General features: G+C 68.2%; 15 protein-coding genes. 6 read left to right on the forward strand and 9 right to left on the reverse strand.

Annotation, left to right across the window (positions count from 1 at the left end):
• Positions 1-23 precede the first annotated feature (23 nt).
• From AC6JA9_RS40860 to AC6JA9_RS40870, 3 genes are all read left to right on the forward strand, one after another.
• On the forward strand, positions 24-3,629 hold the full coding sequence (locus AC6JA9_RS40860) for a MopE-related protein (protein ID WP_497958765.1): 3,606 nt from the start codon (positions 24-26) through the stop codon (positions 3,627-3,629).
• A gap of 604 nt (positions 3,630-4,233) precedes the next feature.
• Entirely contained in the window at positions 4,234-7,656 is a 3,423-nt protein-coding gene (locus AC6JA9_RS40865; RefSeq protein WP_483579118.1) for a MopE-related protein, read from the forward strand.
• 151 nt (positions 7,657-7,807) lie between these two features.
• Positions 7,808-10,552 carry a CARDB domain-containing protein gene (locus AC6JA9_RS40870; protein ID WP_497958766.1) on the forward strand — a complete coding sequence of 915 codons (2,745 nt, stop codon included), beginning with the start codon at positions 7,808-7,810 and terminating at the stop codon, positions 10,550-10,552.
• 48 nt (positions 10,553-10,600) lie between these two features.
• Here the strand turns inward: AC6JA9_RS40870 and AC6JA9_RS40875 are convergent, their stop codons facing one another.
• The 9 genes from AC6JA9_RS40875 to AC6JA9_RS40915 form a co-directional block, all read right to left on the reverse strand.
• Positions 10,601-10,876: a hypothetical protein gene (locus AC6JA9_RS40875; RefSeq protein WP_141332213.1), complete on the reverse strand. Its 276-nt coding sequence runs from the start codon at positions 10,874-10,876 to the stop codon at positions 10,601-10,603.
• Complete coding sequence (locus AC6JA9_RS40880) at positions 10,873-11,418, reverse strand: nucleotidyltransferase family protein (RefSeq protein ID WP_141332214.1); 546 nt, start codon at positions 11,416-11,418, stop codon at positions 10,873-10,875. Before AC6JA9_RS40880 ends, AC6JA9_RS40875 begins: the two co-directional genes overlap by 4 nt.
• Positions 11,419-11,505: 87 nt before the next feature.
• The gene (locus AC6JA9_RS40885; RefSeq protein WP_046716976.1) at positions 11,506-12,309 is read right to left on the reverse strand and encodes a hypothetical protein; all 804 of its coding nucleotides are present in this window, start codon (positions 12,307-12,309) and stop codon (positions 11,506-11,508) included.
• A 99-nt stretch (positions 12,310-12,408) separates the two neighbouring features.
• Positions 12,409-13,473 (reverse strand): cysteine hydrolase family protein, encoded by a 1,065-nt coding sequence (locus AC6JA9_RS40890; protein ID WP_141332215.1) that lies wholly within the window; start codon positions 13,471-13,473, stop codon positions 12,409-12,411.
• Between the two features lie 37 nt (positions 13,474-13,510).
• Positions 13,511-15,382 carry a hypothetical protein gene (locus tag AC6JA9_RS40895; RefSeq protein WP_497958767.1) on the reverse strand — a complete coding sequence of 624 codons (1,872 nt, stop codon included), beginning with the start codon at positions 15,380-15,382 and terminating at the stop codon, positions 13,511-13,513.
• 4 nt (positions 15,383-15,386) lie between these two features.
• On the reverse strand, positions 15,387-16,193 hold the full coding sequence (locus AC6JA9_RS40900; protein WP_497958768.1) for a protein phosphatase 2C domain-containing protein: 807 nt from the start codon (positions 16,191-16,193) through the stop codon (positions 15,387-15,389).
• A gap of 161 nt (positions 16,194-16,354) precedes the next feature.
• Positions 16,355-17,044, reverse strand: a complete 690-nt coding sequence (locus AC6JA9_RS40905; protein WP_141332218.1) for an NUDIX hydrolase — start codon at positions 17,042-17,044, stop codon at positions 16,355-16,357.
• Between the two features lie 57 nt (positions 17,045-17,101).
• Positions 17,102-18,109 (reverse strand): diacylglycerol/lipid kinase family protein, encoded by a 1,008-nt coding sequence (locus AC6JA9_RS40910; protein WP_497958769.1) that lies wholly within the window; start codon positions 18,107-18,109, stop codon positions 17,102-17,104.
• Between the two features lie 80 nt (positions 18,110-18,189).
• The gene (locus AC6JA9_RS40915; RefSeq protein WP_497958770.1) at positions 18,190-19,194 is read right to left on the reverse strand and encodes an SDR family NAD(P)-dependent oxidoreductase; all 1,005 of its coding nucleotides are present in this window, start codon (positions 19,192-19,194) and stop codon (positions 18,190-18,192) included.
• A gap of 403 nt (positions 19,195-19,597) precedes the next feature.
• On the opposite strand from AC6JA9_RS40915, the gene AC6JA9_RS40920 reads away from it, so the two are divergent.
• The 3 genes from AC6JA9_RS40920 to AC6JA9_RS40930 all read left to right on the forward strand — a co-directional run bounded on the left by AC6JA9_RS40920 (position 19,598) and on the right by AC6JA9_RS40930 (position 24,438).
• Positions 19,598-21,295 carry an Ig-like domain-containing protein gene (locus tag AC6JA9_RS40920; protein ID WP_408888723.1) on the forward strand — a complete coding sequence of 566 codons (1,698 nt, stop codon included), beginning with the start codon at positions 19,598-19,600 and terminating at the stop codon, positions 21,293-21,295.
• A 132-nt stretch (positions 21,296-21,427) separates the two neighbouring features.
• Positions 21,428-22,882, forward strand: coding sequence for a PEGA domain-containing protein (locus AC6JA9_RS40925; RefSeq protein ID WP_408888722.1), 1,455 nt, complete (start codon positions 21,428-21,430; stop codon positions 22,880-22,882).
• A 134-nt stretch (positions 22,883-23,016) separates the two neighbouring features.
• Positions 23,017-24,438: an IgA Peptidase M64 gene (locus AC6JA9_RS40930; protein ID WP_408888721.1), complete on the forward strand. Its 1,422-nt coding sequence runs from the start codon at positions 23,017-23,019 to the stop codon at positions 24,436-24,438.
• The last annotated feature ends 8 nt before the right edge of the window (positions 24,439-24,446 follow it).

Genomic DNA, 24,446 nt, shown 5'->3' on the forward strand with positions numbered 1-24,446 from the left:
CATTCGTACCTCGCATCCACTCCGTGATTCCCCTCCTCCTGGCCCTGCTGTCCTGCGGCGAGCCGGAGCCCATGTCTGACAATGGGTCGGAGACGACCACGACCCAGAAGAAGCTGTCCGCCCAGGTGAAGGTGGACCGGGCCGTGGCGGCCGGTGCCTACCACTCCCTGTTCCTGCAGAAGAACGGCGAGGTCTTCGCCTGGGGACAGAACTCCGTCGGACAGCTGGGGACGGGCAACACCAGCACCACGCCGGTGGCGAGCCCCACGAAGCCCGTGGGTCTGCCTCCCAGCAAGGCCATCGCCGCGGGACAGACGCACTCGCTCGCGCTCGATGTGGATGGGAATGTCTGGGCCTGGGGCAAGAACGACTTCGGCCAGGTGGGCCTCGGCACCACGGGTGGATTGGTGAACGCCGCCACGCGCGTGAGTGGGCTGTCGGGTATCCAGGCCATCTCGGCGAACGGGAATTTCTCCCTCGCGCTGGGGCAGGACGGCCGCGTCTGGGCCTGGGGACAGAACGCCTCCGGGCAGGTGGGCAAGGGCGCGGTCAGCACCGCGGAGTCCACGCCCCGCCAGGTGAACAGCCTGCCCACCATCCGCGCCATCGCGGCGGGTCACAACCACGCGCTCGCGCTGGATGCGGACGGCAAGGTGTGGGCGTGGGGCAAGAACGACTTCGGGCAGCTCGGCACGGGGAGCACCTCGCCCGCCATGGTGCTCGTGCCCACGGTGGTGACGACGCTGCCTCGGGCCAAGGCCATCGCGGCGGGAGCAGCGCACTCGCTCGCCATCGATGAGCAGTTCGGCAACGTCTGGGCCTGGGGGCAGAACTCCTCCGGGCAGGTCGGCACCGGGACGACGAGCACCACACCGGTGCTCGCGCCCACGGCCGTCCCGGGCGTGTTCGCCGCGACGCACGTGCGCGCGGGTCTTGCCTTCTCGATGATCATCATGGGCAATGGCGTGGTGAAGGCGTGGGGTCTCAACGCCTCCGGCCAGCTCGGGCATGGCGCCCCGGGAGGCACGAGCGGAGTTCCCGTGGATGCCGTGGGACTCACGGACGTCACGGCCATCGCCGCGGGCTACCACCATGCGTTGGCGGTGCGCCCGGGCTGTCCGGTGTGGACGTGGGGCAACAACAGCCAGGGGCAGCTCGGCACGGGTGCGTACACGACCACGGCGACCTCCGCGCCCGTGACGACGCTCATCCTCAACACCTACTACTACGACAGCGACATGGACGGCTTCGGCGACGAGTATGTGTCCATGGAGGCCTGTGCCCCGGTGGATGGCTTCGTGGAGGACATCGACTGTGACGACTTCACGTCGACCACGTACCCAGGCGCGCCGGAGACGTGCAACAGCATCGACGACAACTGCGACAGTGAGGTCGACGAGGGCAACCCGAGTGGCGGCGACGAGTGCGCCACGGGCGCGCTCGGTGTCTGCGCGAAGGGCACCACGGCCTGCACGCAGGGCCTCGTGGTGTGCGAGCAGAACCAGGCCGCATCGGACGAGCAGTGCGACGGCCTGGACAACGACTGTGACGGAGAGGTGGACGACGGCAACCCGGGCGGACTCGTCGCGTGCGAGACGGGCGGCGTCGGCGTGTGCGGCGAGGGCGTCAGGTACTGCACCCACGGCGCCCTGGAGTGCGTGCAGAAGTACGCCCCGTCCGCGGAGACCTGCGACAACCGCGACAACGACTGCAACGGCCAGACGGACGACGGGCTGACGTTCGCGACGTGGTACCTGGACCAGGACCACGACGACTACGGTGTCGCCTCGCAGTCGATGCAGGCCTGTGCGCGCCCGGTGAACCACGCGGCCCAGGCGGGTGACTGCGACGACACGCGGGCTGCTTTCAACCCCGGCGCGCCCGAGTCCTGCGACGGCGTGGACAACAACTGTGATGGCCAGGTGGACGAGGGCCTGACGCGACAGACGTGGTACCGCGATGCGGACGGTGACGGCTTCGGCGTCGCGAGCGACACGGTGAGCGACTGCCGGCAGCCCGCGGGCTATGCGGCCGTGGCGGGCGACTGCAACGACGGCAACGCCTCCATCAAGCCTGGAGCCGCGGAGGTCTGCGACGGCGCGGACAACGACTGCGACTCCCTGACGGATGAAGGCGTGCTGGGCACGTACTACCGGGACGCGGATGGCGATGGCTACGGCAGCGCGAGCCAGTCGACGCAGGCGTGCGCGGCGCCCACGGGCTACGTCACGAACGCCTCGGACTGCCTGGACACGGATGCGTCCATCCACCCGGGAGCCGCGGAAGTCTGCGACGGTGTCGACAACAACTGCGCGGGAGGCGCCGACGAGGGAGTCCCCACGCAGGAGTGGTTCCTGGACGGAGACGGGGATGGATATGGTCGGTCGACCCTGTCGACGCGGAGCTGCCGTCAGCCCACGGGCTACGTGGCGAGCGCTTCGGACTGCGATGACTCCAACCCGACGACGCACCCGGGCGCCACCGAGATCTGCGACGGCGTGGACAACAACTGCGCGGGAGGAGTCGACGAGGGCCTCACGACCCAGACCTGGTACCGGGACGCGGACGCCGATGGGTTCGGCGACGCGAACAACGCCACGCAGTACTGCCGACAGCCGTCGGGGTACGTGAGCAACGCCTCGGACTGCCAGGACGCGAACCCCAACATCCGTCCCGGCGCCTCCGAGACGTGTGATGGCGTGGACAACAACTGCAATGGCTCCGTCGACGAAGGGGTCCAATCAACCTGGTACCGAGACGCGGACGGCGACGGGTACGGGAACGCGTCGAGCTCCACCCAGGCGTGCTCGAAGCCCTCCGGCTACGTGGCGAACGCCACCGACTGCAACGACGGCAGCGGGTCCATCCATCCAGGCGCTTCCGAGGTCTGCGACGGCGTGGACAACAACTGCGCAGGTGGCGCCGACGAGGGCCTCACGACGCAGACCTGGTACCGCGACGCGGATGGCGACAGCTACGGCAACGCGAGCGCCTCCACGCAGAACTGCCGGCAGCCCTCGGGCTATGTGAGCAACGCCTCCGACTGCAATGACGGCAGCTCCGGCATCCGCCCGGGTGCCGCGGAGTTCTGCGACGGTGTGGACAACAACTGCAATGGCTCCGTGGACGAAGGCGTTACCTCCACCTTCTATCGGGACGTGGATGGAGACGGCTACGGCAACGCGTCAAGCAGCACCCAGGCCTGCTCGCGGCCCTCCGGCTATGTGACGAACGCCAGCGACTGCAACGACAGCGATGCGAGCGTCAGCCCTGGGGCATCCGAGGCCTGTGACGGCGCGGACAACAACTGCAACGGCTCCGTGGATGAGGGAGTGACAGTGCCCATCTGGTACCGAGACGCGGACGGCGATGGATACGGTAACGCAGGTGTGTCCACGCAGAGCTGTGGCAATCCTGCCGGCTATGTATCGAACGCCACGGACTGCAACGACACCAACGGGCTCGTCAACCCAGGCAAACCGGAGATCTGCTGGGATGGCATCGACAACAACTGCTCCGGCACTCAAAACGAACACTGCGTCGGCCCTTGCGGGCCTGTCATTGAGGACCTCGTCGAGTCCGGCGATGCCTCACTGCTCCCTCAATGCGACGGTCCTAAACTGCGCTGAGTCGACACCAACGCCTGGGTAGAACGTCCACAGGCATATGAGCGTCGGGGAGGTTTAGAAAAAGCCTCCCTGACGCCTTCGTGCATCAGTCCAGGCGGACAGGCGTCGCACTGCGGGAGTGAGCCTGACAGCCATGGGACGAAGGCGGAAACACGTCGAAGGGGACAAGAGATGTGGCCGGTGCTCACCCCTGGCTGGAGGCAGGACAAACGCCAGTGCGAGGTGAGCCTGTCCTGGGCCGGAATCTACCCAGTCAGGGTCAATCCAGCCTCTCAAAACCTCGCGATGCTTGAGTTGCAGAATGGCTCGCCACTCGTCATCCAGCGGCCACGACGCACAGAGCCAGATGAACGGATTTGACACACCTGTCGAACCATTCACACCATGGTCTCGCCTCGCTCCCCTGATCTCGGTCCACGACTCAATTCCTACCGGATTGAGACTCGGGATCTCACCGCGTCCGGCGCCATCACCGCCCCACATCTTCGACGGGAGCTCGTCCCCCACTCCTCCGCGCTCGAGAGGCCGGTCGCCGGAGGAATCCTTGGAGCGCAGCTTGAGATACCCCTGTCAGCCGAGGTCAGCCGCACCTCGCACGCACTACGTGATTCCCCTCCTCCTGGCCCTGCTCTCCTGCGGCGAGCCGGAGCCCATCTCTGACGACGGGTTGGAGACGACCACGACCCAGAAGAAGCTGTCCGCCCAGGTAAAGGTGAACCGGGCCGTGGCGGCAGGTGCCTACCACTCATTGTTCCTGCAGAAGAACGGCGAGGTCTTCGCCTGGGGACAGAACCTCGTCGGACAGCTCGGCACTGGCAGCATCAACTCCACGCCGGTGGCGAGCCCCACGAAGCCCGTGGGTCTGCCTCCCATCAAGGCCATCGCCGCGGGACAGACGCACTCGCTCGCGCTCGATGTGGATGGGAATGTCTGGACCTGGGGCAAGAACGACTTCGGCCAGGTGGGCCTCGGCACCACGGGCGGACTGGTGAACACCCCTGCTCGCGTAAGCGGGCTGTCCAGCATCCAGGCCATCTCGGCGAACGGGAACTTCTCGCTCGCGCTGGGCCAGGACGGCCGCGTCTGGGCCTGGGGGCAGAATGCCTCCGGACAGGTGGGCACGGGCGCGCTCAGCACCGCGGAGGCCACGCCTCGACAGGTGAACAGCCTTCCCACCATCCGGGCCATCGCCGCGGGTCACAACCACGCGCTCGCGCTGGATGCGGATGGCAAGGTGTGGGGCTGGGGACGGAACGACTTCGGGCAGGTCGGCACCGGTACGGCCGGAGGCACCGTCCTGACTCCCGCGATGATGGCCACCCTGTCTGGCATCACGGCCATCGCGGCGGGCGCGGCGCACTCGCTCGCCATCGACGAGCAGTTCGGCAACGTCTGGGGCTGGGGCCAGAACTCCTCGGGCCAGGTCGGCACCGGGACGACGAGCACCACGCCGGTGCTGCAGCCCTCCGCCGTCTCGGGCGTGTTCGCCGCGACGCATATCAGCGCGGGTCACGCCTTCTCCCTGGTCATCATGGGGAATGGCCACGTGAAGGCGTGGGGCCTCAACGCCTCGGGACAGCTCGGGCACGGTGCCCCGGGTGGCACGAGTGGAGCACCTGTCGACGTACTCGGACTCCAGGACGTGATGGCCATCTCCACGGGCTACCACCATGCGGTGGCGGTGCGCCCGGGCTGCCCGGTGTGGACCTGGGGCAACAATGGTCAGGGACAACTCGGCACGGGCACCTACGTCACGACACCGACGTCCTCACCCGTGACGACGTTGGTCCTCAACACCTACTACTTCGACGGCGACATGGACGGCTTCGGCGACGAGTTCTTCAGCGCCGAGGCCTGTGAGGCTCCCTACGGCTATGTCGAGGACACCGACTGCGACGACTTCAATCCGACCACGTACCCGGGCGCGCTTGAGGCATGCAACGGCGTCGACGACAACTGCGACACTGTGGCTGACGAGGGAGACCCGGGCGGCGGCGACGAGTGCGTCACGGGCCTGCTTGGCGTCTGCGCAAAAGGGACGACATCTTGCACGCAGGGCAGCGTGGTGTGCACGCAGAACCAGACCGCGTCCACGGAGCAGTGCGACAGCCTGGACAACGACTGTGACGGAGAGGTGGACGAAGGCAACCCGGGTGGGCTCCAGGCGTGCGCCACGGGTGGCGTGGGGGTCTGCGGTGAAGGCGTGACCTACTGCACGCACGGCCTCGTCGAGTGCGTGCAGAAGTACGGCCCCACCGCCGAGGTCTGCGACGGCCGCGACAACGACTGCAACGGCCAGCCGGATGACGGCCTGACGTTCTCGACCTGGTACCAGGACCTGGACCACGACAACTACGGAGTGGCCTCGCAATCCGTGCAGGCCTGCGTGCGTCCGGCGAGCCACGCGGCCCAGGCAGGTGACTGCGACGACACGCGAGCCACCTTCAACCCCGCGGCCCCCGAGGTCTGCGACGGCCTGGACAACGACTGCGATGGCCAGGTGGACGAGAGCCTGACGCGGCAGACGTGGTACCGGGACGCGGACGGTGACGGCTTCGGCGTCGCGAGCGACACGGTGAGCGATTGCCGGCAGCCCGCGGGCTACGTCGCGGTGTCGGGTGACTGCAACGACGGCAGCGCATCCATCAAGCCCGGCGCAGCCGAGGTCTGTGACGGCGTGGACAACAACTGCAACGCGCTGACGGACGAGGGGCTGCTGGGCACGTACCACCGGGACGCGGATGGCGACGGCTACGGGAGCGCGAGCCAGTCGACCCAGGCCTGCGCGGCGCCCTCGGGCTACGTGGGGAACTCGACGGACTGCAACGATGGCAGCGCGGCCATTCACCCGGGTGCCACCGAGGTCTGCGACGGCATCGACAACAACTGCGCGGGCGGCGCCGACGAGGGCCTCGCGACGCAGACCTGGTACCGCGACGCGGACGGCGACAGCTACGGCAACGCCAGCGTCTCCACGCAGAACTGCCGCCAGCCCTCGGGCTACGTGAGCAACGCCTCCGACTGCAGCGACAGCAACTCCGGCATCCGCCCTGGCGCCACGGAGACCTGCGACAGCGTGGACAACAACTGCAACGGCTCCGTGGACGAAGGTGTTACCTCCACCTTCTATCGGGACGTGGATGGAGACGGCTACGGCAACGCGTCAAGCAGCACCCAGGCCTGCTCGCGGCCCTCCGGCTACGCGACGAACGCCACCGACTGCAACGACGGCAGCGCGGCCATCCACCCGGGCGCCACCGAGGTCTGCGACGGTGTGGACAACAACTGCGCGGGCGGTGTCGACGAAGGCCTCACGACGTACACCTGGTACCGCGACGCGGACGCAGATGGATACGGCAACTCCAGCGTGTCCACGTCGAGCTGTCGGCAGCCCTCGGGCTACGTGGGCAACGCCACGGACTGCAACGATGGTGCGTCCAACGTCCGTCCTGGAGCCACCGAGTCTTGCGATGGCCTGGACAACAACTGCAATGGCTCGGTGGACGAGGGCGCGATGCGCACCTGGTACCGGGACACGGATGGCGACGGCTACGGGTACCCGACGAGCACCACCCAGGCCTGCTCCCCCCCTGCCGGCTACGTGGCCAATGGCACCGACTGCCATGATGGCTTCGCGACCATCCATCCGGGAGCCACGGAGGTCTGCGACTACATGGACAACAACTGCAATGGCTCCGTCGACGAAGGTCTGACGGTGCCCACGCTGTACCGCGATGCGGACGGCGATGGTTACGGCAACCCGAGCGTGTCCACGAAGAGCTGCGGCCCATTCGCCGGCTACGTCGCGAACGCCACGGACTGCAACGACAACAACTCAGCCATCCATCCGGGACGGATGGAGATCTGCTGGGACGGCATCGACAACAACTGCTCTGGACAGGTCAACGAGAACTGCGGCTCCCCTTGCCCAGAGCCACCGGAGTTCTCCTCGGCCCATGGAGTCTCGACGATGGTCAAGTGCGACCCCTTCATGCCGAGTGAGTACGTGAGCGAAGAAGTCCAGTAGGCCCCACGACCACACGGAACGGCGTCAGGAGGACGCACCCTCCTGACGCCGTTCCGTGAATAATTCCCGCGAGCCCCCGTCCAGGGGCACGGAGGATCCACCCCTACCCCAGGGCCGGACCCCTACAGGCTCCTCCGGAGGCATTCCACACATGCACGCGCGCCCGTGGTGGGCAATCGCGCTCGCGGGGACACTCGCGGGCTGCATCGTCGAGTCCGGGCTGGACGACCCGCCCGACTGGGACGACGACCCCAGCGAGCCCAGGCCCGACCCCAGCACCCCCAGGCCCCAGCCGAGCGCCCCCGACTTCCGGGTGGAGCTCGTCTCGGGTCCCTCCGCCCTGGGGACGGGTGAGCAGCGCGTCCAGGCGCGCCTGTGCAACGACGGCGCGGGCTCCGGCATGACGGACGCGGCCTTCTTCCTCACCGCCTCCTCCGCCCCCGGCGCCTCCGAGTTCCACCTGGGCGCAAGCCCCCGCTTCTCCCTGCGCGCCGGCGAATGTCGCGAGGTCTCCGCGTCCGTCAGCGCCCGCGCCATCCCCGAAGGCGACTACTTCCTCAGCGCCCGCGTGGACCCGGATGGCCTGGTCACCGAGGACAGCGAGGGCAACAACATGCGCCTCGGCAACGCGGTGTTCGTGGACCGCACGCCGCCGCCCACCCCCACGCCCACCTGGGCCCAGGCGGGCACCGGCTCCACCCGCGCCCTCACCCTCCACACCGAGGCCGGCGCCACGGTCCGCGTGTACCAGGGCCCCGGCTGCACCGGGGCCGAGGTCGGCTCCACCGTGGCCAACGCGGGCAACTACTGCGAGGTCCCCGTCTCCGTCCCCAACGGCCCGGGCGCCCGCTACTCCGCGCGCGCCTACGACGCCGTCGGCAACGGCTCCCAGTGCAGCCCCGCCGTCGACTACCCCTACGGCCCGGGCACGCCCCGGATGGCGCCGGTGCTGCTGAGCACCTCGCCCACGTCCCCGGGCGGGAGCCTGCAGCCCGTCTTCCACGGTCGCGCCGAGCCGCGCGTCACGGTGGAGGTCTTCCGCACCGCCAACTGTCAGGGCCCGGTGGAGAAGACGGTGACGACTGACGACATCGGCCTGTTCTACGCCCAGGTGAGCGTGGCGAAGAACGCGAAGGTGACGGTGTCCGCCCGGGCGACAGCCGCGGGTGGCTACGACTCCGCGTCCACCTGCTCCAACCCGCTCGAGTACCAGCATGACGGAGAGCCGCCCGAGCCGCCGCGCGTGACGGACGTGAAGTGGCAGTACCTGAACGATGGCCAGCAGCTCGTCATCACGGGCACCGCGGAGCCGCACGCCACGGTGGGCATCTTCGTCGACGTGGCCTGCACGGGCACGCCCACGCGCACGGTGCAGGCGGACGCGCAGGGGCGCTTCAGCACGGTGGCCCCGTTCGGTCCCGGTGGCAGCCACCGCGTGTTCCTGGCGGCGAAGGACGCGTGCGGCAACGTGTCCACGTGCGCCGAGGGTCCCGCGTACGAGCTGCGCTGCCCGCCCGGCACGGCGGACTGTGACGGCCGCTCGTCCAACGGCTGCGAGGTGGACCTCACGGCGAACCCCAATCACTGCGGCACGTGCGGCAACTCGTGCCAGGACGGTCCCTACGCGGACGGCGTCTGCGTGGCGGCGACCTGCGGACAGACCTGCGTGCCGGGCTACTACGACTGTGACGGCAAGGCGTCCAACGGCTGCGAGTCGCGCACGGTGTGCCAGCCCACCAACACGTGCACCATCGACAAGCCGAGCGAGCTGATGATCACCCACCTGTCCGTGGTGGAGGACCCGGTGCGCACGGCGCCGGGAGGCGCGTGGCACTTCGGCACGGTGATGCGCGAGCTGAACGGCGGACAGGACCCGTCCGAGCTGGTGCGCGCGTGGCTGAAGACGTGGCTGGAGAAGCAGCACGTGAACGGGCTGACGATTCCGCCGCGTCCGGAGATGCAGACGAAGGTGCTGGGGCCGTGGGAGACGCGCAGCGGCGGGCCGTCGAAGCCGCTGGACTTCAACTCGGCGCCGTTCCGGCTGCTGGCCATCGTCAACCGCATCGACCTGCGCGAGCAGGGGGTGACGGCGGGCGAGGGGCGCTTCATCTACGGCGTGGTGGCGCCCAACGGCGAGCCGCTCGAGTTCACCGTCATCCTGGAGTACGCGCTGCCGGGCACCACGCCCGAGGCCATCCAGCGCTGGGCCTCGGACTGGCATGCGCTGGGCGCGGTGAAGGTGGGCAACGCGGGCTACAACGCGAAGCTGCAGGCGCTCACGGACCGCTTCGTGAAGGCGGGGGTGATGACGGGTCGGCACCAGGGCAGCGCGCTGAACCAGATTCGCACCAACGAAATCGAGCTGGAGGAGCCGTGGGAGCTGCGCGAGTTCGTGCTGTCTCCGCTGGGGCTGATGCCGACGACGATGAAGCTCACGCCGGCGAACCACTTCGAGAACACGCCGATGCTGGCCAGCTACCTGACGGAGAACTCGGCGGCGGTGCTGGAGGAGCGGCACACGGTGCCCGACAGCATGGGGGGCATCCCGTTCCTGGGAGCGCACTCGCTGGTGCCGCTGGACTTCTTCTGGCGGGCGCCGAACGTGTCGAACGAGGTGCGGCACAAGTTCTCGCTCAACACGTGCAGCGGGTGTCACGCGGGTGAGACGCAGACGGAGTTCGTCCACGTGTCCGCGCGGGCCTCGGGCAGGACGTCCACGCTGTCGCCCTATCTGCGAGGCACCACGGTGACGGACCCGGTGACGAAGTCGATTCGCACGTTCGACGACCTCACGCGCCGCGCCGAGGACCTGAAGGCGCTGGTGTGCACGCCCACGGCGGGCCTCAAGTCGGTGGGCCTGGCGCCCTCCAACCTGCCGCGCGCCCGCGTGCACTGAAGCACGAGGACCCGAGCCGTCCGGAGCGCGACTTCGCCCCCGGGCGGCTCATGTCGAGGTGGAGCCAGGCGTCGCCTCGGCACGCCATCGCTCCAACAAGCGACGCCGATGGGCGGGCGAGATCTCCGCGCCGTAGGTCCGGTCGAGGAGCCCGAGCTTCCACTCGGCGGAACCCATCGTCAGCCCCTGCTCCCGTAGCGAGGCTGAGACCAGCGCACGCGCGGCGGAGAACATGTCGGCCCCCATCACGAGACGCTCTTCCCCTGACTTGCGCAGGAGCAGCGAGCGAACGAGAGCCTCGGCACGAGGCAGGGTGTCCTTCATGGCTTCACCGTCTCCAACAAGGACTCGATTCCCAGGTCCCGAGCCCAGTGCATCAGATAGGCCCAGTCCATCGAGGACGTAGCATCCACGATGTTCCGCACATCTCCCATCTGCATCTCGGACAGACTGTCCCGCGCCCAGTAAAGCTTCGAGAGTACCAGGTCCTCAGGCGAGACAATCCAGATGCGCTGTCCCTGGAGCTCGACTGTTCGCCGCCTGCGAAACTCCTCCTGTCGATACGCCGACCTCTTACGGATGACACAGTCGACCTTCACGACCGTTTCGAAGTGGATGAGGTTGAAGAGCGACTGGTGTGACAGCGCCTCGCGAATCTCCTCTTCATCGATGGAGAAGTCGGCCTGGAACAGCGAGAGAAGGACTGGAACCTTCGGAGCCTCCAGTTCGACGACGATGTCCACATCGCGAGTCATGCGAGGACGCGCGTAGAAGTTCATGGCCGTGGAGCCACTCAGCATGTACGGGATGCCTGCCTGCTCCAGCCTGCTCCCCACCAGGAGGAGGACCTTGAGGTAATCGTCCACGCGCGAAAGATAGCGCGTTCAGTCGCCGTCGGCCCGTCTTGACCCGCCAGCCCGCAGGGCTGGCAGGCCCCACCTCCACTCCAAGCCTCACCGCCCGAAGCCACCCAGGGCCGTGCGGCTGAAGCTCGCGCCGCCCTGGCTCACCTTCACCGCGGACTGGCTGAACACCTGGAAGGCCGAGCGAATCTCCCGCTCGGACTGGCCCGGCGTGAGAATCCACGCATCCTCGATGCCCATCTGCTGGAACACGCGCCGGAAGTTCGTGCTCCCGTCGTCGATGCCCATCGCCGCGACGATGTGGTTCTCCGCCCGCCGCAGGTCCTTCACCACCGCCGCCACGTCCTTCGCCTGCGCGCGGCTCGAGTGCATGTCCGCGCCGTCCGTAATCAACAGCGTCACCGTGCGCACCGGCACACCGTTCGCGCTGAACTCCTGGGACTTCGCCAGCACCGTCCCCAGCAACACCACCGCCTGGTCATACAGCGGCGTCCCCTGGTCCGCGCGGTAGTTGCCCGAGTGCATCCGCACCACGTCCTCCAGCGGCCGGTAGGGATTGAGCACCTGGCCGTTCAGGTAGCGCGTGTGGAAGAGCACGCCGTCCTTCTGCTTGCTCGCCAGGAGCGAGTCGAGCACCAGGTTGTGCCCGTCACACACCGTCTTCGTGTGCCCCGACGTGGAGATGCTCCCCGAGTCGTCCGGCATCACCGTCACCAGCACCACCTCGCTGGCCTGCACGTCCTCCACCCGCACGCCCAGGCCCGCCTGGATTTGCGCGCCCAGGTCCACCACCGTCAGCGCCTGCAGTCCCGCGGGGCTCAGCACCCCTTCGGCGTGCGCATCCTCGAAGAGCTGCGTGGCCGTCCGGGGGCCTCCACTCGTCGTCCTGCTCATGTCCTGCTCTCTCTTTCTCCCTCATCGCGAGGGCATGGCTCCGCCGCCCCGCCCCACCTGAGACAGGCGCGGTCATCGAACTCACGACACCACCGCGGCTCAGCCGATGCGCAGGTCCGGCCAGCTCGCCAGCGGGTCCGTGGACCGCACCAGGTGCATGCCCGCGTCCGCGAAGCGCTTGAGCGCCGCATCCGCCTGCGGCGTGAAGTCCGCCGCGAAACCACCCTTCCCGTCCGGCACCGTCACCGCCGACATGCAGTCCGTCAGCAGGTACACCTTGCGAGCCAGCGCCGCGTCCTGCGCCACGATTTCGCCGAGCAGGTCGTCGATGGAGCTCTTCACGCAGTGGCTCGCGGCCTGTCCGCCAATCACCACCGCGTCCGCCGTCAGCAGCGTCTTGAGGAACTGGGTGTTGCGCTGCGCCAGCGGCTGTCCGTCATGCCGGCTCATCACCTCCGGACGCAGCACCGAGTAGTTCTCCGTCAGCGGATTGCCGCCCTTCACCTCCGCCCAGGACTGCATGCCGCGCACGTACGAGTGGAACAGCCGCGCCTCCTGCACCACCCCCGCCAGCGCGTGCCCGTCCCCACCGAGCAGGCAGTGCGGCGGCCACAGGTACAGCGTGTACTTGCCCGCGCGCTCCAGCTCCTCGCAGTAGTACTTCACCTGCTTGAGCAGCCACGGGTAGTTGCCACCGCACAGCCACTTCGCCATCGCCGGGTTCGGCTTCGCCTGTCCTCGCTCAATCTGCTCGCGAGTCACCTCGCGGTACGGCGTCAGCGGCTGGTCATCCTGGTCCACCCAGAAGGACGGGAAGAAGATCTGGTACGCGAAGTGGGTGTCGAGCGTCGCCGTCACGTTCGTGAGCGTGCCCAGGTTCTTGTAGATGAACTCGGCGATGCGGCGGCTGTCCTCCACGGCGCCGCGCCCGCTGCGCCCCGCGACATAGAGCGAGCCCTCCGGGAAGCAGAAGTCCTTCTGCACGTCGATGAGCAGCAGGTGCAGGTTGAATCCATCCGACGCGGCCGCGGTGACACCATTCGCGCTGCGCCAGGTGCCCGCCTCCATCTGCAGCTTCCCCGCGTCCGGACCGTAGCTGTACTTCCCCGCGTGCTCCGCCCGATAGAACCCAGGTACCGGCAGCTCCTTCACTTGCTTCCTCATCGCACGACCCCCTGTCATGTAAAGACATCCACCCGGCTCAAGCCATCCGCAGCGCGGTGAGCTCCTGTCGCCCCACCACGACCAATCCCTGACGCGTCAGCAGGAGCCGGGCTCCCGAGTCCACGAAGGGCTCCGCGTCGGGAAAGTCCCGCACGGCCTCCAGGCGCCCCTGTCGCAGCTCCACGCGGGTCAGCCCTGCGTCCGTGGCGCAGAACAGCGCCTCACCCACCGCGCACCGTCCCGTCCCGAGCGCGCCGCCCAGCCACGAACCGTCATTCGCCTCGGCCACCGCCTGCGCCCGCACCGCGCCATCCGAGCCGAGCACCACGCAGTGATGCACCGTGCGCCCCTGCGTCTGCTCGGCGAGGAACAGCCACGCCAGCGCCCCATCGAAGAGACAGTCCGCGTCCACGAGCTGCCCCGACGGCCACGGCAGCGTCAGCCCGTCGCGCAGTCCCAGACGCTCGGCGTCGAAGACGAACGCGCCTCGGAGTCCACCCGCGCGATGGAACCCCAGCCCGAAGCGAGGTCCCACGAACAACCGCGTCTGCCCTTCCAGCACATCGCCGATGCGCTCCGGCCCGTGCACGCCGTCCCGCCACAGTCCGCCCCCCACCGCCCAGTAGCGATGTCTCGCGTTGGCCGCGAAGGCCGGGCGTCCCTCGGGAGCGTCCACCCCCAACCGCTCCCGCTCGCCCAGCGGCCCCAGCACCGCCACCACGCCGTCCCGCCCCACCAGCGTCACGTCCCCCTGGAGCGCCCAGTGCAACGAGGGGTCCAGCGGTCCTCGCATCACCACACGGCCGTCCCCTCGGCGATAGGCGCCATCCGCGTGGTAGAGCCAGCGCGGGACACCGTCCTCCACGCTCGCGTGCACCAGGACCCCGCGCGTGGCGAACAGGCGCGTGGCCGTCACCTGACCTCGCGCCGAGGTGACAGGCGTGGTCTGCGCCACCGCGTTCGGCTGACACGTGGGACAGGCGCGCCGGGCGTGCTCGACACCACACGACGGGCACTGCGTGAAGCGCAGCCCCTCCAAGAGCGGCAGCGGGAAGGCGCCGCGCAGGTCCTCCACGAAGACGCGGTGGAGGTGGTGGAGCACGTCATCGGGGAGCGTCCGCATCGGGAGCGCGGGCTTCGGGTACTGCACCTCCGGATGGAAGACGGTGATGCGCTGGAGCAGCCGCCCCGCGGTCGTCGTGCGCGCGGACGGGGACTTCGGTCGGTGCACGCCGCCATGCGGCCCCACGCACAAGAGTGACTGCATCGCCGCCACGGTGAAGCCGTACCAATCACTCTCACTCGACGCCGGGCGCGTGGGCACCAGGCTCTTCCCGTTCAACCGCACCGGGTCCACGAAGCGCTCGGTGAACAGCGCGCACAGGAACCCTCCGAACTGGAAGCTGTCCGCGTCGATGAGGTGCGCGTCCGCCGCGCCCGTGACGAGCACGTTGAGGTCGTTGAAGTCCCCCACCACCACGCCCGCCGCGTGGACTCCAGCGAGCGTGTGGTGCAGCGAGCGCAGCACCTCCACCGCGCGCGCCGAGGTGGCGCCCGCGCGACGGAACGAGGGCTCACCGAAGCGCCGCAGCGACTCCACGCCGTCCAGCTTGCGCATGGCGTACCCCAGCACCGTGCGCTCCTTCTTGTCCGTGGCCAGCGCCTGCGGCACCACCACGCGCCCGGGCAGCCCCGTGGGGAACACGCGCAGCTTGCGCTGGTGCTCGTCGATGCGGGCCCGCGCGGCCTCCTGCTCCACCGCGAGCCCCGTGTAGTCCGGGTGCTCGGGCGGCTTGAAGACCTTGAGCGCGCGGCCGTCCCCCAGGTCGAACACGTCCGCCTCGCCGCCCTTGCCAATCGCCCGGGCGGGGTCCAACCGCACCTTCTTCCCCTCGAGCCAGACGTCCATGGCCTCACGCCCTCCCCAGGCGACGGCGCAGCACCACCAGCGTCGTGTCATCCGGGAGCAACCCCGGCGTGCGCACGAGCCGGCGTGCATCGAAGTCCGCGCGGACCGACTCGCGGTTGAGCATCGCGAGCCTGCGCCGGAGCGCATCCGGGTTCTCGAAGTAGCGCGGCTCCGTCCACAGGCGCGACAGCGGCCCCACCCGCTCGTCCCCCGACGGCATCACCACGTCCGCGAGCTTCGCCAGGTCCGCCACGCCGTCCGTGCCGAGCAAGAGCGCGTGCACGTCCTCCGTGGGCACCAGCGCCTGACGGACGAGCGGCGTGTCCTCCTCGCCTCGCGACAGGGCATACGCCAGATACGGCGGCGCGTTGTTCGGGAAGGGCCCCAGCGGATGCACCTCGCCGTTGAGGGCCCACACCCCATCCCCCGCGGAGAAGACGAGCGTGTGAGAGGGCGTCATCACCGCGCCCACCACCGTGAAGAGGAAGTCCCCCAGTGTGTCGCGGCCGAGCTCCCCCCGAAGCTCGCTGAGCAGACACAACACATCCTCTCGCAGGCCGGGCAGGAACCCGGCTTCATCCACACGCTCGTCCTCCGCCAACCGCGTCAGCGCCGCCTGCGCCACCCGGCGCACCCCCAGCTGCGCCCCCAGCTCGCTGCAAGGCTGACTGCCACACCCGTCCGCCACCACCGCCACCAGCCCGTGCTCGCTCGTCCGCACACACCACGCATCCTGGTTGTTGCGGCCCGCCCGAGCATGCTCCCGGCCGAGCACCGAGCCCGCGGCGACTTCGAAGGGCAACGAGGACATGGCTCTCCCCTGGCCCGCGACGCGGGCAATGGCAGACACGGACGTGGACTCGCGGAGCCTCATGGCCCCTGTTCGTGTATCTACGACACCAACATAGTGTCCTAACTACACGATGTCAACGCGAGCGCGTCTCGTCCTCCGGGGAGGGGCCGTCCAGGGGCTCAGAGCTCGAAGTTGAAGCCGGCCTTCTCGAGCTGCCGGTATTTCTTGTGGTCGAACCGGTAGAGGCGAGCCGCGCGGTGGGAGACGTCCTGCTCCACCTCGTCCAGCTCCTCGAGCAGGTCCATGGCGAGTATCTTCTTGCGGAAGTTGCGCTTGTCGAGCTCGCGCTCCAGGACGATTTCGTACAGGCGCTGGAGCTGGGTGAGGGTGAACTTGGGCGGCAGCAGCTCGAAGCCGATGGGCTGGTAGCGCACCTTGCCCTTGAGGCGCTGGAGCGCGGTGTTGAGGATGTCCGCGTGGTCGAACGCCAGCTTGGGCGTATCCCAGACGGAGAACCACGCCGCCTCGCGCGCATCCGTGGCCGCGCGCAGGGTGTGCGCGCTGAGCTTCACCAGGGCGAAGTACGCCACCGTGACGACGCGGCCCCGAGGGTCTCTCTCCGGCGCGCCGAACGTGAAGAGCTGCTCCAGGTGCCCGGGGCGGATGCCGGACTCCTCCTCGAGCTCGCGCCGGGCCGCCTCGTCCAGGGACTCGTCCATGCGCACGAAACCACCGGGCAGGGCCCAGCGTCCCTGGAACGGCTCCACGCCGCGCTGGATGAGCAGCACCTTCAGGTCGTCGTCATCCAGGCCGAAGACGACACAGTCCACCGTCAACGCCGGTCTCGGGTACTCGTAGGTGTGGCTCACGGACACCGGGCATAGTGTCCGGAGCACACCCGAGTCAACGCGCCGTCGGAGGCAGGCTCAGGCCTTCATCATGCGCGACAGCTTGTGCCAGTCGACCAGCTGCACGCTCTCCCCGGCCAGGTCGAACTCCACCGAGCGCCGCAGGCCGATGACGTCGCCGCCCATCTGGAAGGGCACCTCGCGGTCGAAGTCCATGCGCAGCTTCTGCACGAACCAGTCGTTCATGTGCGGCAGCGGGTGCTCTCCGCGCCACAGCTTGAACATGTTGCGCGTGGCCTCCAGCACGCCCGCGCCGTAGACGCGCACGGAGAGCCGGTTCGGCACCTTCTGGGCGAAGGGGAAGGCCTTGAAGCCGAAGCCCCACTCGGGCGTCGTGGCGGCACCGGCCACGCCCGCGGGGCCCTCGTACAGGAGCGCGCCCTTCTCGCTGTTGGGCACGGGGACCACGTGGCCCTTCGCGTCCACGGTGAGCGCCGCGTCGCCCATGTTGTAGACGGACACGCGGGGGTTGCCGCCGCCGAACATGTGCCGGGGCACCGTCCGGGTGAACATCGCGGTGAGGTAGCCGCGCAGACCCGCCTGCTGGCTGCGCAGGGGGCCGGAGGCCGCGAGCTGATCCTTGAAGTCCTGAATCATCTCCGCGTCCCAGCCGGTGCCCGCGAACGGAGCCACCTTGCCGTCCACGCGGACCAGCGAGAAGGGCCGCAAGGGCGGCAGGTCGTTCTTCATCGCGGCGATCTGCTTGAGCGCCACGGAGGGCTTCGGGGCGCCGGTGACCCGGGCCCAGGCGTTGCCGGTACCCATGGGCAGCACGCCGATGGCGGGCAGCGCCACGCCCGCCGCGCGCAGCTCGTTGAGCAGCCCGGTGATGGTGCCATCGCCGCCGCCGGCCAGGAGGAGCGAGGGCGGGTTGGGCCGGAGCTGGTCGGAAATCCAGTGACGGGCCTCGTCGAGCGAGCGGGTGAGCGCCACGCGGGCACGGGGCAGGAAGCGCTGCACCAGGCCGCCGACTCCCTCGGAGCCACGGCGTGCGCGCAAGTTGACGAGGACGGCGATGTCGGTCATGGCGGCCGGACTTTCCCCGGGCCGTGTCATGGCCCGGTCACGGGACGCGAGGGACTCGCCCCGTGACGACAATGTGTGTCTCACACGCCCAGTGCGTGGGCGACACGTGCGCCGAGCCGCCCTCGGGCTTCCCTCCTCCCCAGCCAGGCGGCTGTTGCGACCACGCCCCCGGCGAAGAGGAGGCGGCGCAGGGCTTGCTTGCCCTTCGAGTGGTAGCCGCCGGACGCCGCGGTGCCCTCGGGCATGGGGCGGAAGAGGCTGCCGGCGGTGGCGCCCTGGCGCTCGTCCTCGAAGTGATGCGCCTCGGTGGCGCCGTTCATGGTGCGCTCGAAGGTGCGAGGCATCAGGCCGTGCATGGCGGCGAAGGCGCGGGCGGCGGGGCCGACGAGGACCTCGGCGCGAGGCTTTCGCAAGACGAGGAGAATGCTCCGGGCGACGCGCTCGGGGGTGTAGACGGGCTCGACGGGGCGCACGCGCCAGCCGGTGTAGTTGGCGGTGTGGTGCCACAGGGGCGTGTCGATGGCGGCGGGCATGACGGTGCACACGTGGATGCCGGTGTCGAGCAGCTCCTGGCGGACGGAGGCGGTGAAGCCGCGCACGGCGTGCTTGGAGGCGACGTAGGCGCTGACGTAGGGGGCGGTGACGGCGCCGAAGGACGAGGAGACGTTGACGAGGGTGCCGTAGCCCTGGCGGCGGAACTGGGTGACGGCGGCGCGGGTGCCGCTGACGGTGCCGAAGAAGTTGGTCTCCATGAGCTGGCGGAAGGCGTCATCGGGGGTCTCCTCCAGGCTGCCCATGAGGTAGACGCCGGCGTTGTTGATCCACGCGTCGAAGCGGCCGAAGGCTCGCACGGCCTCCTGGGCGAGGGCCTGGACGGAGGTGGCGTCGGAGACGTCGGTGGGGACGGCGACGGCGCGGACGCCCCGGGCTTCGCACTCCCGGGCGAGGTCCTCGAGCGGGTCTTCGCGGCGGGCGGCGAGGACCAGGTGGGCGCCCTTCTTGGCGAGGGCGAGGGCGGTGGCGTGGCCGATGCCACTGGACGCTCCGGTGATGACGACGACGCGGTTCTTCCAGGCACGCTTCATGGGTGCGAAGTCTCCCGTGGGTGAGTGGTCGCGGCCGTGGCGACGGACCCCTTGGACCAAGATGGGGATGGAGGCGGGCGGCGCCCCGTGCCCCGTGGGGCTCCCCAGGAGGGCGGGCGGCGGAGCGGTTTCCTCGTCCGGACCGGGGGTCCCGGCGCGGGACGGGTCCGTGAGGATTCCACCCGGGGCACAGGGGGAGGGAGTCGAGGGTAAGCAGTTGAAAGCAGGGGGTTTGAAGGGGGTGAGGCAGGGCTGCTATGTGCGGAGGACTGTCCTGTGGGCAACGGAATGGGGCCTGCACCGACGCCTCGTGATGCGCACTCCAAGACCTGTCCTGCTGCCCTGGGTGGCTGCTGTCCTCCTGTCCTCGCCGGCCTGTATCGAGGTGCCGGCAATCACTCCCGTGAACAGTGAGGTGCGCATCGTCGCGCCCGCGGGAGTGGCCCATACGAATGGCGTCCTGGAGGTCCGGCTGGAGGTCGCGGGGAATGTCCCGGACCGGCTGGAGCTGCTCCGGGACGGAGAGGTGCTCGCGGTGCTTGAGCCCCCGTACGTGTATGCGTGGGACACCACGGTGGAGGCGGAGGGGGAGCACACGCTGCGGACCCGGACGGTGTTCGGGGAGACGGTGTTCGAGGGGGAGTCGCGGGAAGTGGTGGTGGACCGGACGCCGCCGAGGCTGGTGACGCGGACGCCGGAGCCGGGCGCACAGATGGTCTGGGTGAAGGCGCCCATCCAGGCGGAGTTCTCGGAGCCGATGAGGGTGGACACGGTGACGAGCACCACGGTCCGGCTCACGGTGGGTGACTCGGAAGTGTCCCGGACCGTGGGTCTGTCGGGGGATGGGAAGACGCTGACGGTGTCCCCGGGCGAGGGTTATGCGCCGTCGAATCCGGTTCGACTGGTGCTCACGGAGTCCGTCGTGGACCTGGCGGGGAACAGTCTGGTGCCTGAGTCACGGGGATGGGACTGGGTGGTGCCGTTCTGGATTCCGTGGGGGACTGGGAACGGGGCGCGTACGTATCTCTCCAGCGACGAAACAATGGGAAGCTACACATTCGATACCGCTGGCAACTTGATTGCCGTATGGCTCGACAAGGCGTCTTCCTACAGACATCTTCGTGTCAGGCGTTTTGCGAATGGCGAGTGGACGGACTACGGCTCCAGCGTGGCTGCCAGTCCCCATGGTTTCTATGGGGACTCCATCCTTCTCACAGCAGAGGGAAACCCCATTGTGGCATGGACACAATTGCACGACGCCAGTTCTTTCATCATGCGCGTGCATGTCGCCCGGTGGACCGGGAGTACCTGGGAACAGTTGGGAACAAGCGTTGAAAGCGACGCGGCGATGAAACAAAAAATGCACCCCCACCTTGAGTGGTCTCCATCTGGTCAACCAGCGATAGCCTGGAGCGAGTCGACAGGCCAGGAAGAGACGACTGTTTGTGCCGCAGTGTGGAACTCGACCGAATGGAGCCGCATCGGAGATTGCTTCAGCGCCCTATCCATCACGAACGACTCGACAAATCCTGTACTACGGTACAAGAGCGACGCCACTCCAATCATCGCATGGATTGCCAATGGACAAGAACTCCACTCGGCTTTCGTCAACGAGTTCACCAACAATACATGGAACCCCCTTGCAGCCAGCGACCACTTCATCTCACAACAAGGGCCACGCGTCTCACTCACAATAGGGACTGGGGACACCCCCTTCATCGCATGGACCGACAGCATTGGAAAACACGGTCCCTTCGGTGCTCTATCGACATCTATCTGGGCTGAATCTGGCTGGGAGTCACTCGGCCCTCCAGCGCTCTCAATTGGCTACGAAGCGCTCAAGCCAACAATCCAGGCCGACAAGACAGGCTTTCTTTTTGCGGCCTGGTCAAATAGCACAGACACAAACGGGGTCGATTTGCACGCAGCACGCTGGACGGGGCTCCAATGGGAGTCGCTTGATGACCTCACGCTCAATATCGGTTCCCATAACTACAGCAGTCCCCATTCACTCCACATGACGCAAGGGGGCGAGATCATTCTGTCCTGGGAACAGGTAGAATCAGGCTCTCGGATGCGAGTGCGTCGCTTCAACCGATAGTCTTCGAACTCGTCATCACGCTCGGCACCAATCTTGGCAGCCACTCTCCGGATCTTTTCGATGTCAGCTCTCCGATTCCTCATATTTCTCATCGCGGCACTTCCGGCACTCGGACTCGCGGCACCGCGGCGCATGGTCGTCGCGAGCGGCGACTGCAAGGACGCGGAGCTGGGCAGCCAGGCCAACGCGTTCCTCGGCGCCCTCGTGTCCCGCCCCGAGCAGGACGTCCTGAGCGCGGAGGGCTTCAGCGAGCGGCTCTTCCCGCAGCCCAGCAAGAGCTACGAGGACCTCCAGCGCCAGCTCGACTCTGCTCAGGACCACTTCTACGAGAACCGCAACGCCAAGGCCGCGCAGCTCGTCGACGAGGCGCTCCAGCAGATCAACCGGCTCCCCGTCGGTGAGGCACGTCGGAAGCTCTTCGTGAGCGTCCAGCTCCTGCACGGAATCAACTATCGGGCCATGTCGCGACAGAAGGAGAGCGACACCGCGTTCCGCAACGTGCTCCGGCTTCAGCCCACCTACGCGCTCGACCCCGACTACTTCGCCCCCTCGGTGAGGCAGGGCTTCGAGAAGCTGCGGCGGGAGATGAACCAGACTCGCAAGGTGAAGCTCTCGATTCGGTCCACGCTTCCGACCTCGGATGTCTACCTGGATGGTCTCAAGGTGGGCCAGTCGCCGATGACGCTCGACGTGCCGGCGGGCACCTATGACCTGACCGTGGTGAAGGGCGACGCCATCAGCTTCCCTCGACAGATCCAAGCGCAAGGCGTGGACACGCCGCTGCTCGTCGACCTCGCCTACGAGGGCTCCATCATCGCCACGCCGTTCCCCTGTCTCACCACGACCGATGGCAGTGACGAGCGGACCCTGAGCCACGCGGTCCGACTGGGAGGCACGCTCGGAGTCGAGGAGGTCATCGTCGTGCGCCTGGAGCGCCCCAGCAGCGGCCCCAAGTGGTTCGCGGCCACCGTGCTCAATGTCGAAGGCGGCCAGAAGCTGCGTGAAGGCGGCTTCAAGACCCAGGGCCTCGACGCTCCCGCCGAAGCACTCTCTGCGCTCGTCGACTTCGTGACCACGGGGCGCTCCCCTTCCAACCTCGTGGTGATGAACTCCAATGGCCGCGCGCCCTGGGAACAGCCCAGCACCACCGATAAGAACGGACTTCCACCGGGAAGCGGCCTGGATGTCAGCGCGCCGGACCGCCTGGCGGAGGGCGTCACTGGCACTGCATCCCAGTCCACTCCAGGCCTGCGGGTGGCGTCCTATGTCCTGCTCGGTACTGGCGTGGCTGCGCTGGGTGGCGCGGGCGTGGTGCGACTGCTGGCCCAGAAGGACGTGAACGATTTGGAGAAGCGGCTCGAGAACGGACGCATCCGCTCCACGGACCAGGAGTCCCTGCGCCTGCGTGATTCCCTCGTGCAGAAGAACAACCTCCTCACGGGGCTGCTCGTCGGCGGCGGTGCCGCGGCCGCAACGGGCGCAGTGCTCTTCCTGCTCTCGCCCTCACCCGAGGCGCCTCCGCCCGTCTCCGTGGGTGTCGCCACGGATGGTGATGGTTTCTCCGCGAGCCTCTCCGGAACCTTCTGACTTTCGCGCCTTCATGACCTGGCGGCGGCCCACTCTCGCTTGGAGTGGGCCTGCCGTGCCTCTCTGCGTCAGGAAGGCCGCGCTTTCGCGCACGTGGCGCGCCAGCCTCGCATCCGCGGCGTAGAGTGCCGCGCATGACGCGAGCCCTACTTGCCCTCCTGCTGCTGGTCACGAGCGCTTCCGCCGCGGCCCCTCGCACCCTCCGAGTGGACTACTTCCACACCGGCAACGCCACCGAGGAGCGCTTCAGCCTCGACAAGGTCGTCATCGAGCCGCTGCCCTGGCCGGGACATCCCCAGCGCACCATCGATGACACCAACCTCGGCAAGTATCTGTACGAGGTGAGAGATCGCGAAACGAACCAGCTCCTCTTCTCCCGCGGCTTCGCCTCCATCTATGGCGAGTGGGAGCTGACCACTGACGCGAAGAGCGAGAACCGCACCTTCCACGAGTCCCTGCGCTTCCCCACGCCCGAGCGGCCCGTGCAGGTCCTTGTGAAGAAGCGCGATGCACAGAACGCCTTCCGCGAGGTGTGGTCGCTCGTCGTCGACCCCAAGGGCATGTTCGTGGACCCGTCCTCGCCTCCCGCGCCGGGCCCGCTCCTGAAGCTCCTGGAGAACGGGCCGCCGGAGCAGAAGGTGGACCTGCTCATCCTCGGTGATGGCTACACCCAGGCCGAGCGCGGCAAGTTCGAGAAGGACGCCAAGCGGATGGTGGACATCCTCTTCACCTTCTCGCCCTTCAAGGAGCGCAAGGCCGACTTCAACGTCTGGGGGCTCGTCCCCGCCGCCACACAGTCCGGCATCTCCCGGCCTTCCACCGGCGTCCACAAGCGCTCGCCCGTGGGCACCACGTATGACGCGTTCGGCAGCGAGCGCTACGTGCTCACCTTCGACAACAAGGCGTTCCGGGAGCTGTCCGCCTTCGCGCCCTACGAGTTCGTGGAAATCCTCTCCAACGGCAACACCTACGGAGGCGGAGGCATCTTCGGCCTCTACGGCACGGTGGCGTCCGACAGCCTGTGGGCGCCCTACGTCTTCGTCCACGAGTTCGGTCACCACTTCGCGGGGCTCGCGGACGAGTACTACACCTCCGAGTCCGTCTACGTCCCCAGCGAGGACCGCCTGGAGCCGTGGGAGAAGAACGTCACCGCGCTCAAGGACCCCGAGCAGCTCAAGTGGAAGCACCTGGTGACGACTGGGACACCCTTGCCCACCCCGTGGGGCAAGGAGGCCTACGAGAACCACTCCAACGACATCCAGAAGCGCCGCCGCCAGGTCCGCGCCCAGCGCAAGCCGGAGTCGGAGATGGACTCGCTGTTCATCGCCCAGCGCGACTGGGAGGAGAAGTTCCTCTCCTCCCAGAAGTACTCGGGCAAGGTGGGCGCCTTCGAGGGCGCGAACTATGAAGCGCGTGGGTATTACCGACCCCAGCTCGACTGCGTCATGTTCACGCGGGACCGAGTGCCCTTCTGCGCGGTGTGTCAGAGCGCGATTTCACAGGTCATCGACTTGTACGCGGGTCAACGCGGTCAGACACCCCGCAAGACTCCGTGAAAGCCTGA

The sequence above is a fragment of the Myxococcus sp. MH1 genome, assembly GCF_059738865.1.

What these genes read in the sequence shown, in the direction of transcription:
- AC6JA9_RS40870 (WP_497958766.1), top strand. Translation starts at nt 7,808, where the DNA reads ATGCACGCGCGCCCGTGGTGGGCAATCGCGCTCGCGGGGACACTCGCG.
- AC6JA9_RS40875 (WP_141332213.1), bottom strand. Translation starts at nt 10,876, where the DNA reads ATGAAGGACACCCTGCCTCGTGCCGAGGCTCTCGTTCGCTCGCTGCTC.
- AC6JA9_RS40885 (WP_046716976.1), bottom strand. Translation starts at nt 12,309, where the DNA reads ATGAGCAGGACGACGAGTGGAGGCCCCCGGACGGCCACGCAGCTCTTC.
- AC6JA9_RS40890 (WP_141332215.1), bottom strand. Translation starts at nt 13,473, where the DNA reads ATGAGGAAGCAAGTGAAGGAGCTGCCGGTACCTGGGTTCTATCGGGCG.
- AC6JA9_RS40895 (WP_497958767.1), bottom strand. Translation starts at nt 15,382, where the DNA reads ATGGACGTCTGGCTCGAGGGGAAGAAGGTGCGGTTGGACCCCGCCCGG.
- AC6JA9_RS40900 (WP_497958768.1), bottom strand. Translation starts at nt 16,193, where the DNA reads ATGTCCTCGTTGCCCTTCGAAGTCGCCGCGGGCTCGGTGCTCGGCCGG.
- AC6JA9_RS40910 (WP_497958769.1), bottom strand. Translation starts at nt 18,109, where the DNA reads ATGACCGACATCGCCGTCCTCGTCAACTTGCGCGCACGCCGTGGCTCC.
- AC6JA9_RS40915 (WP_497958770.1), bottom strand. Translation starts at nt 19,194, where the DNA reads ATGAAGCGTGCCTGGAAGAACCGCGTCGTCGTCATCACCGGAGCGTCC.
- AC6JA9_RS40925 (WP_408888722.1), top strand. Translation starts at nt 21,428, where the DNA reads ATGGTCGTCGCGAGCGGCGACTGCAAGGACGCGGAGCTGGGCAGCCAG.
- AC6JA9_RS40930 (WP_408888721.1), top strand. Translation starts at nt 23,017, where the DNA reads ATGACGCGAGCCCTACTTGCCCTCCTGCTGCTGGTCACGAGCGCTTCC.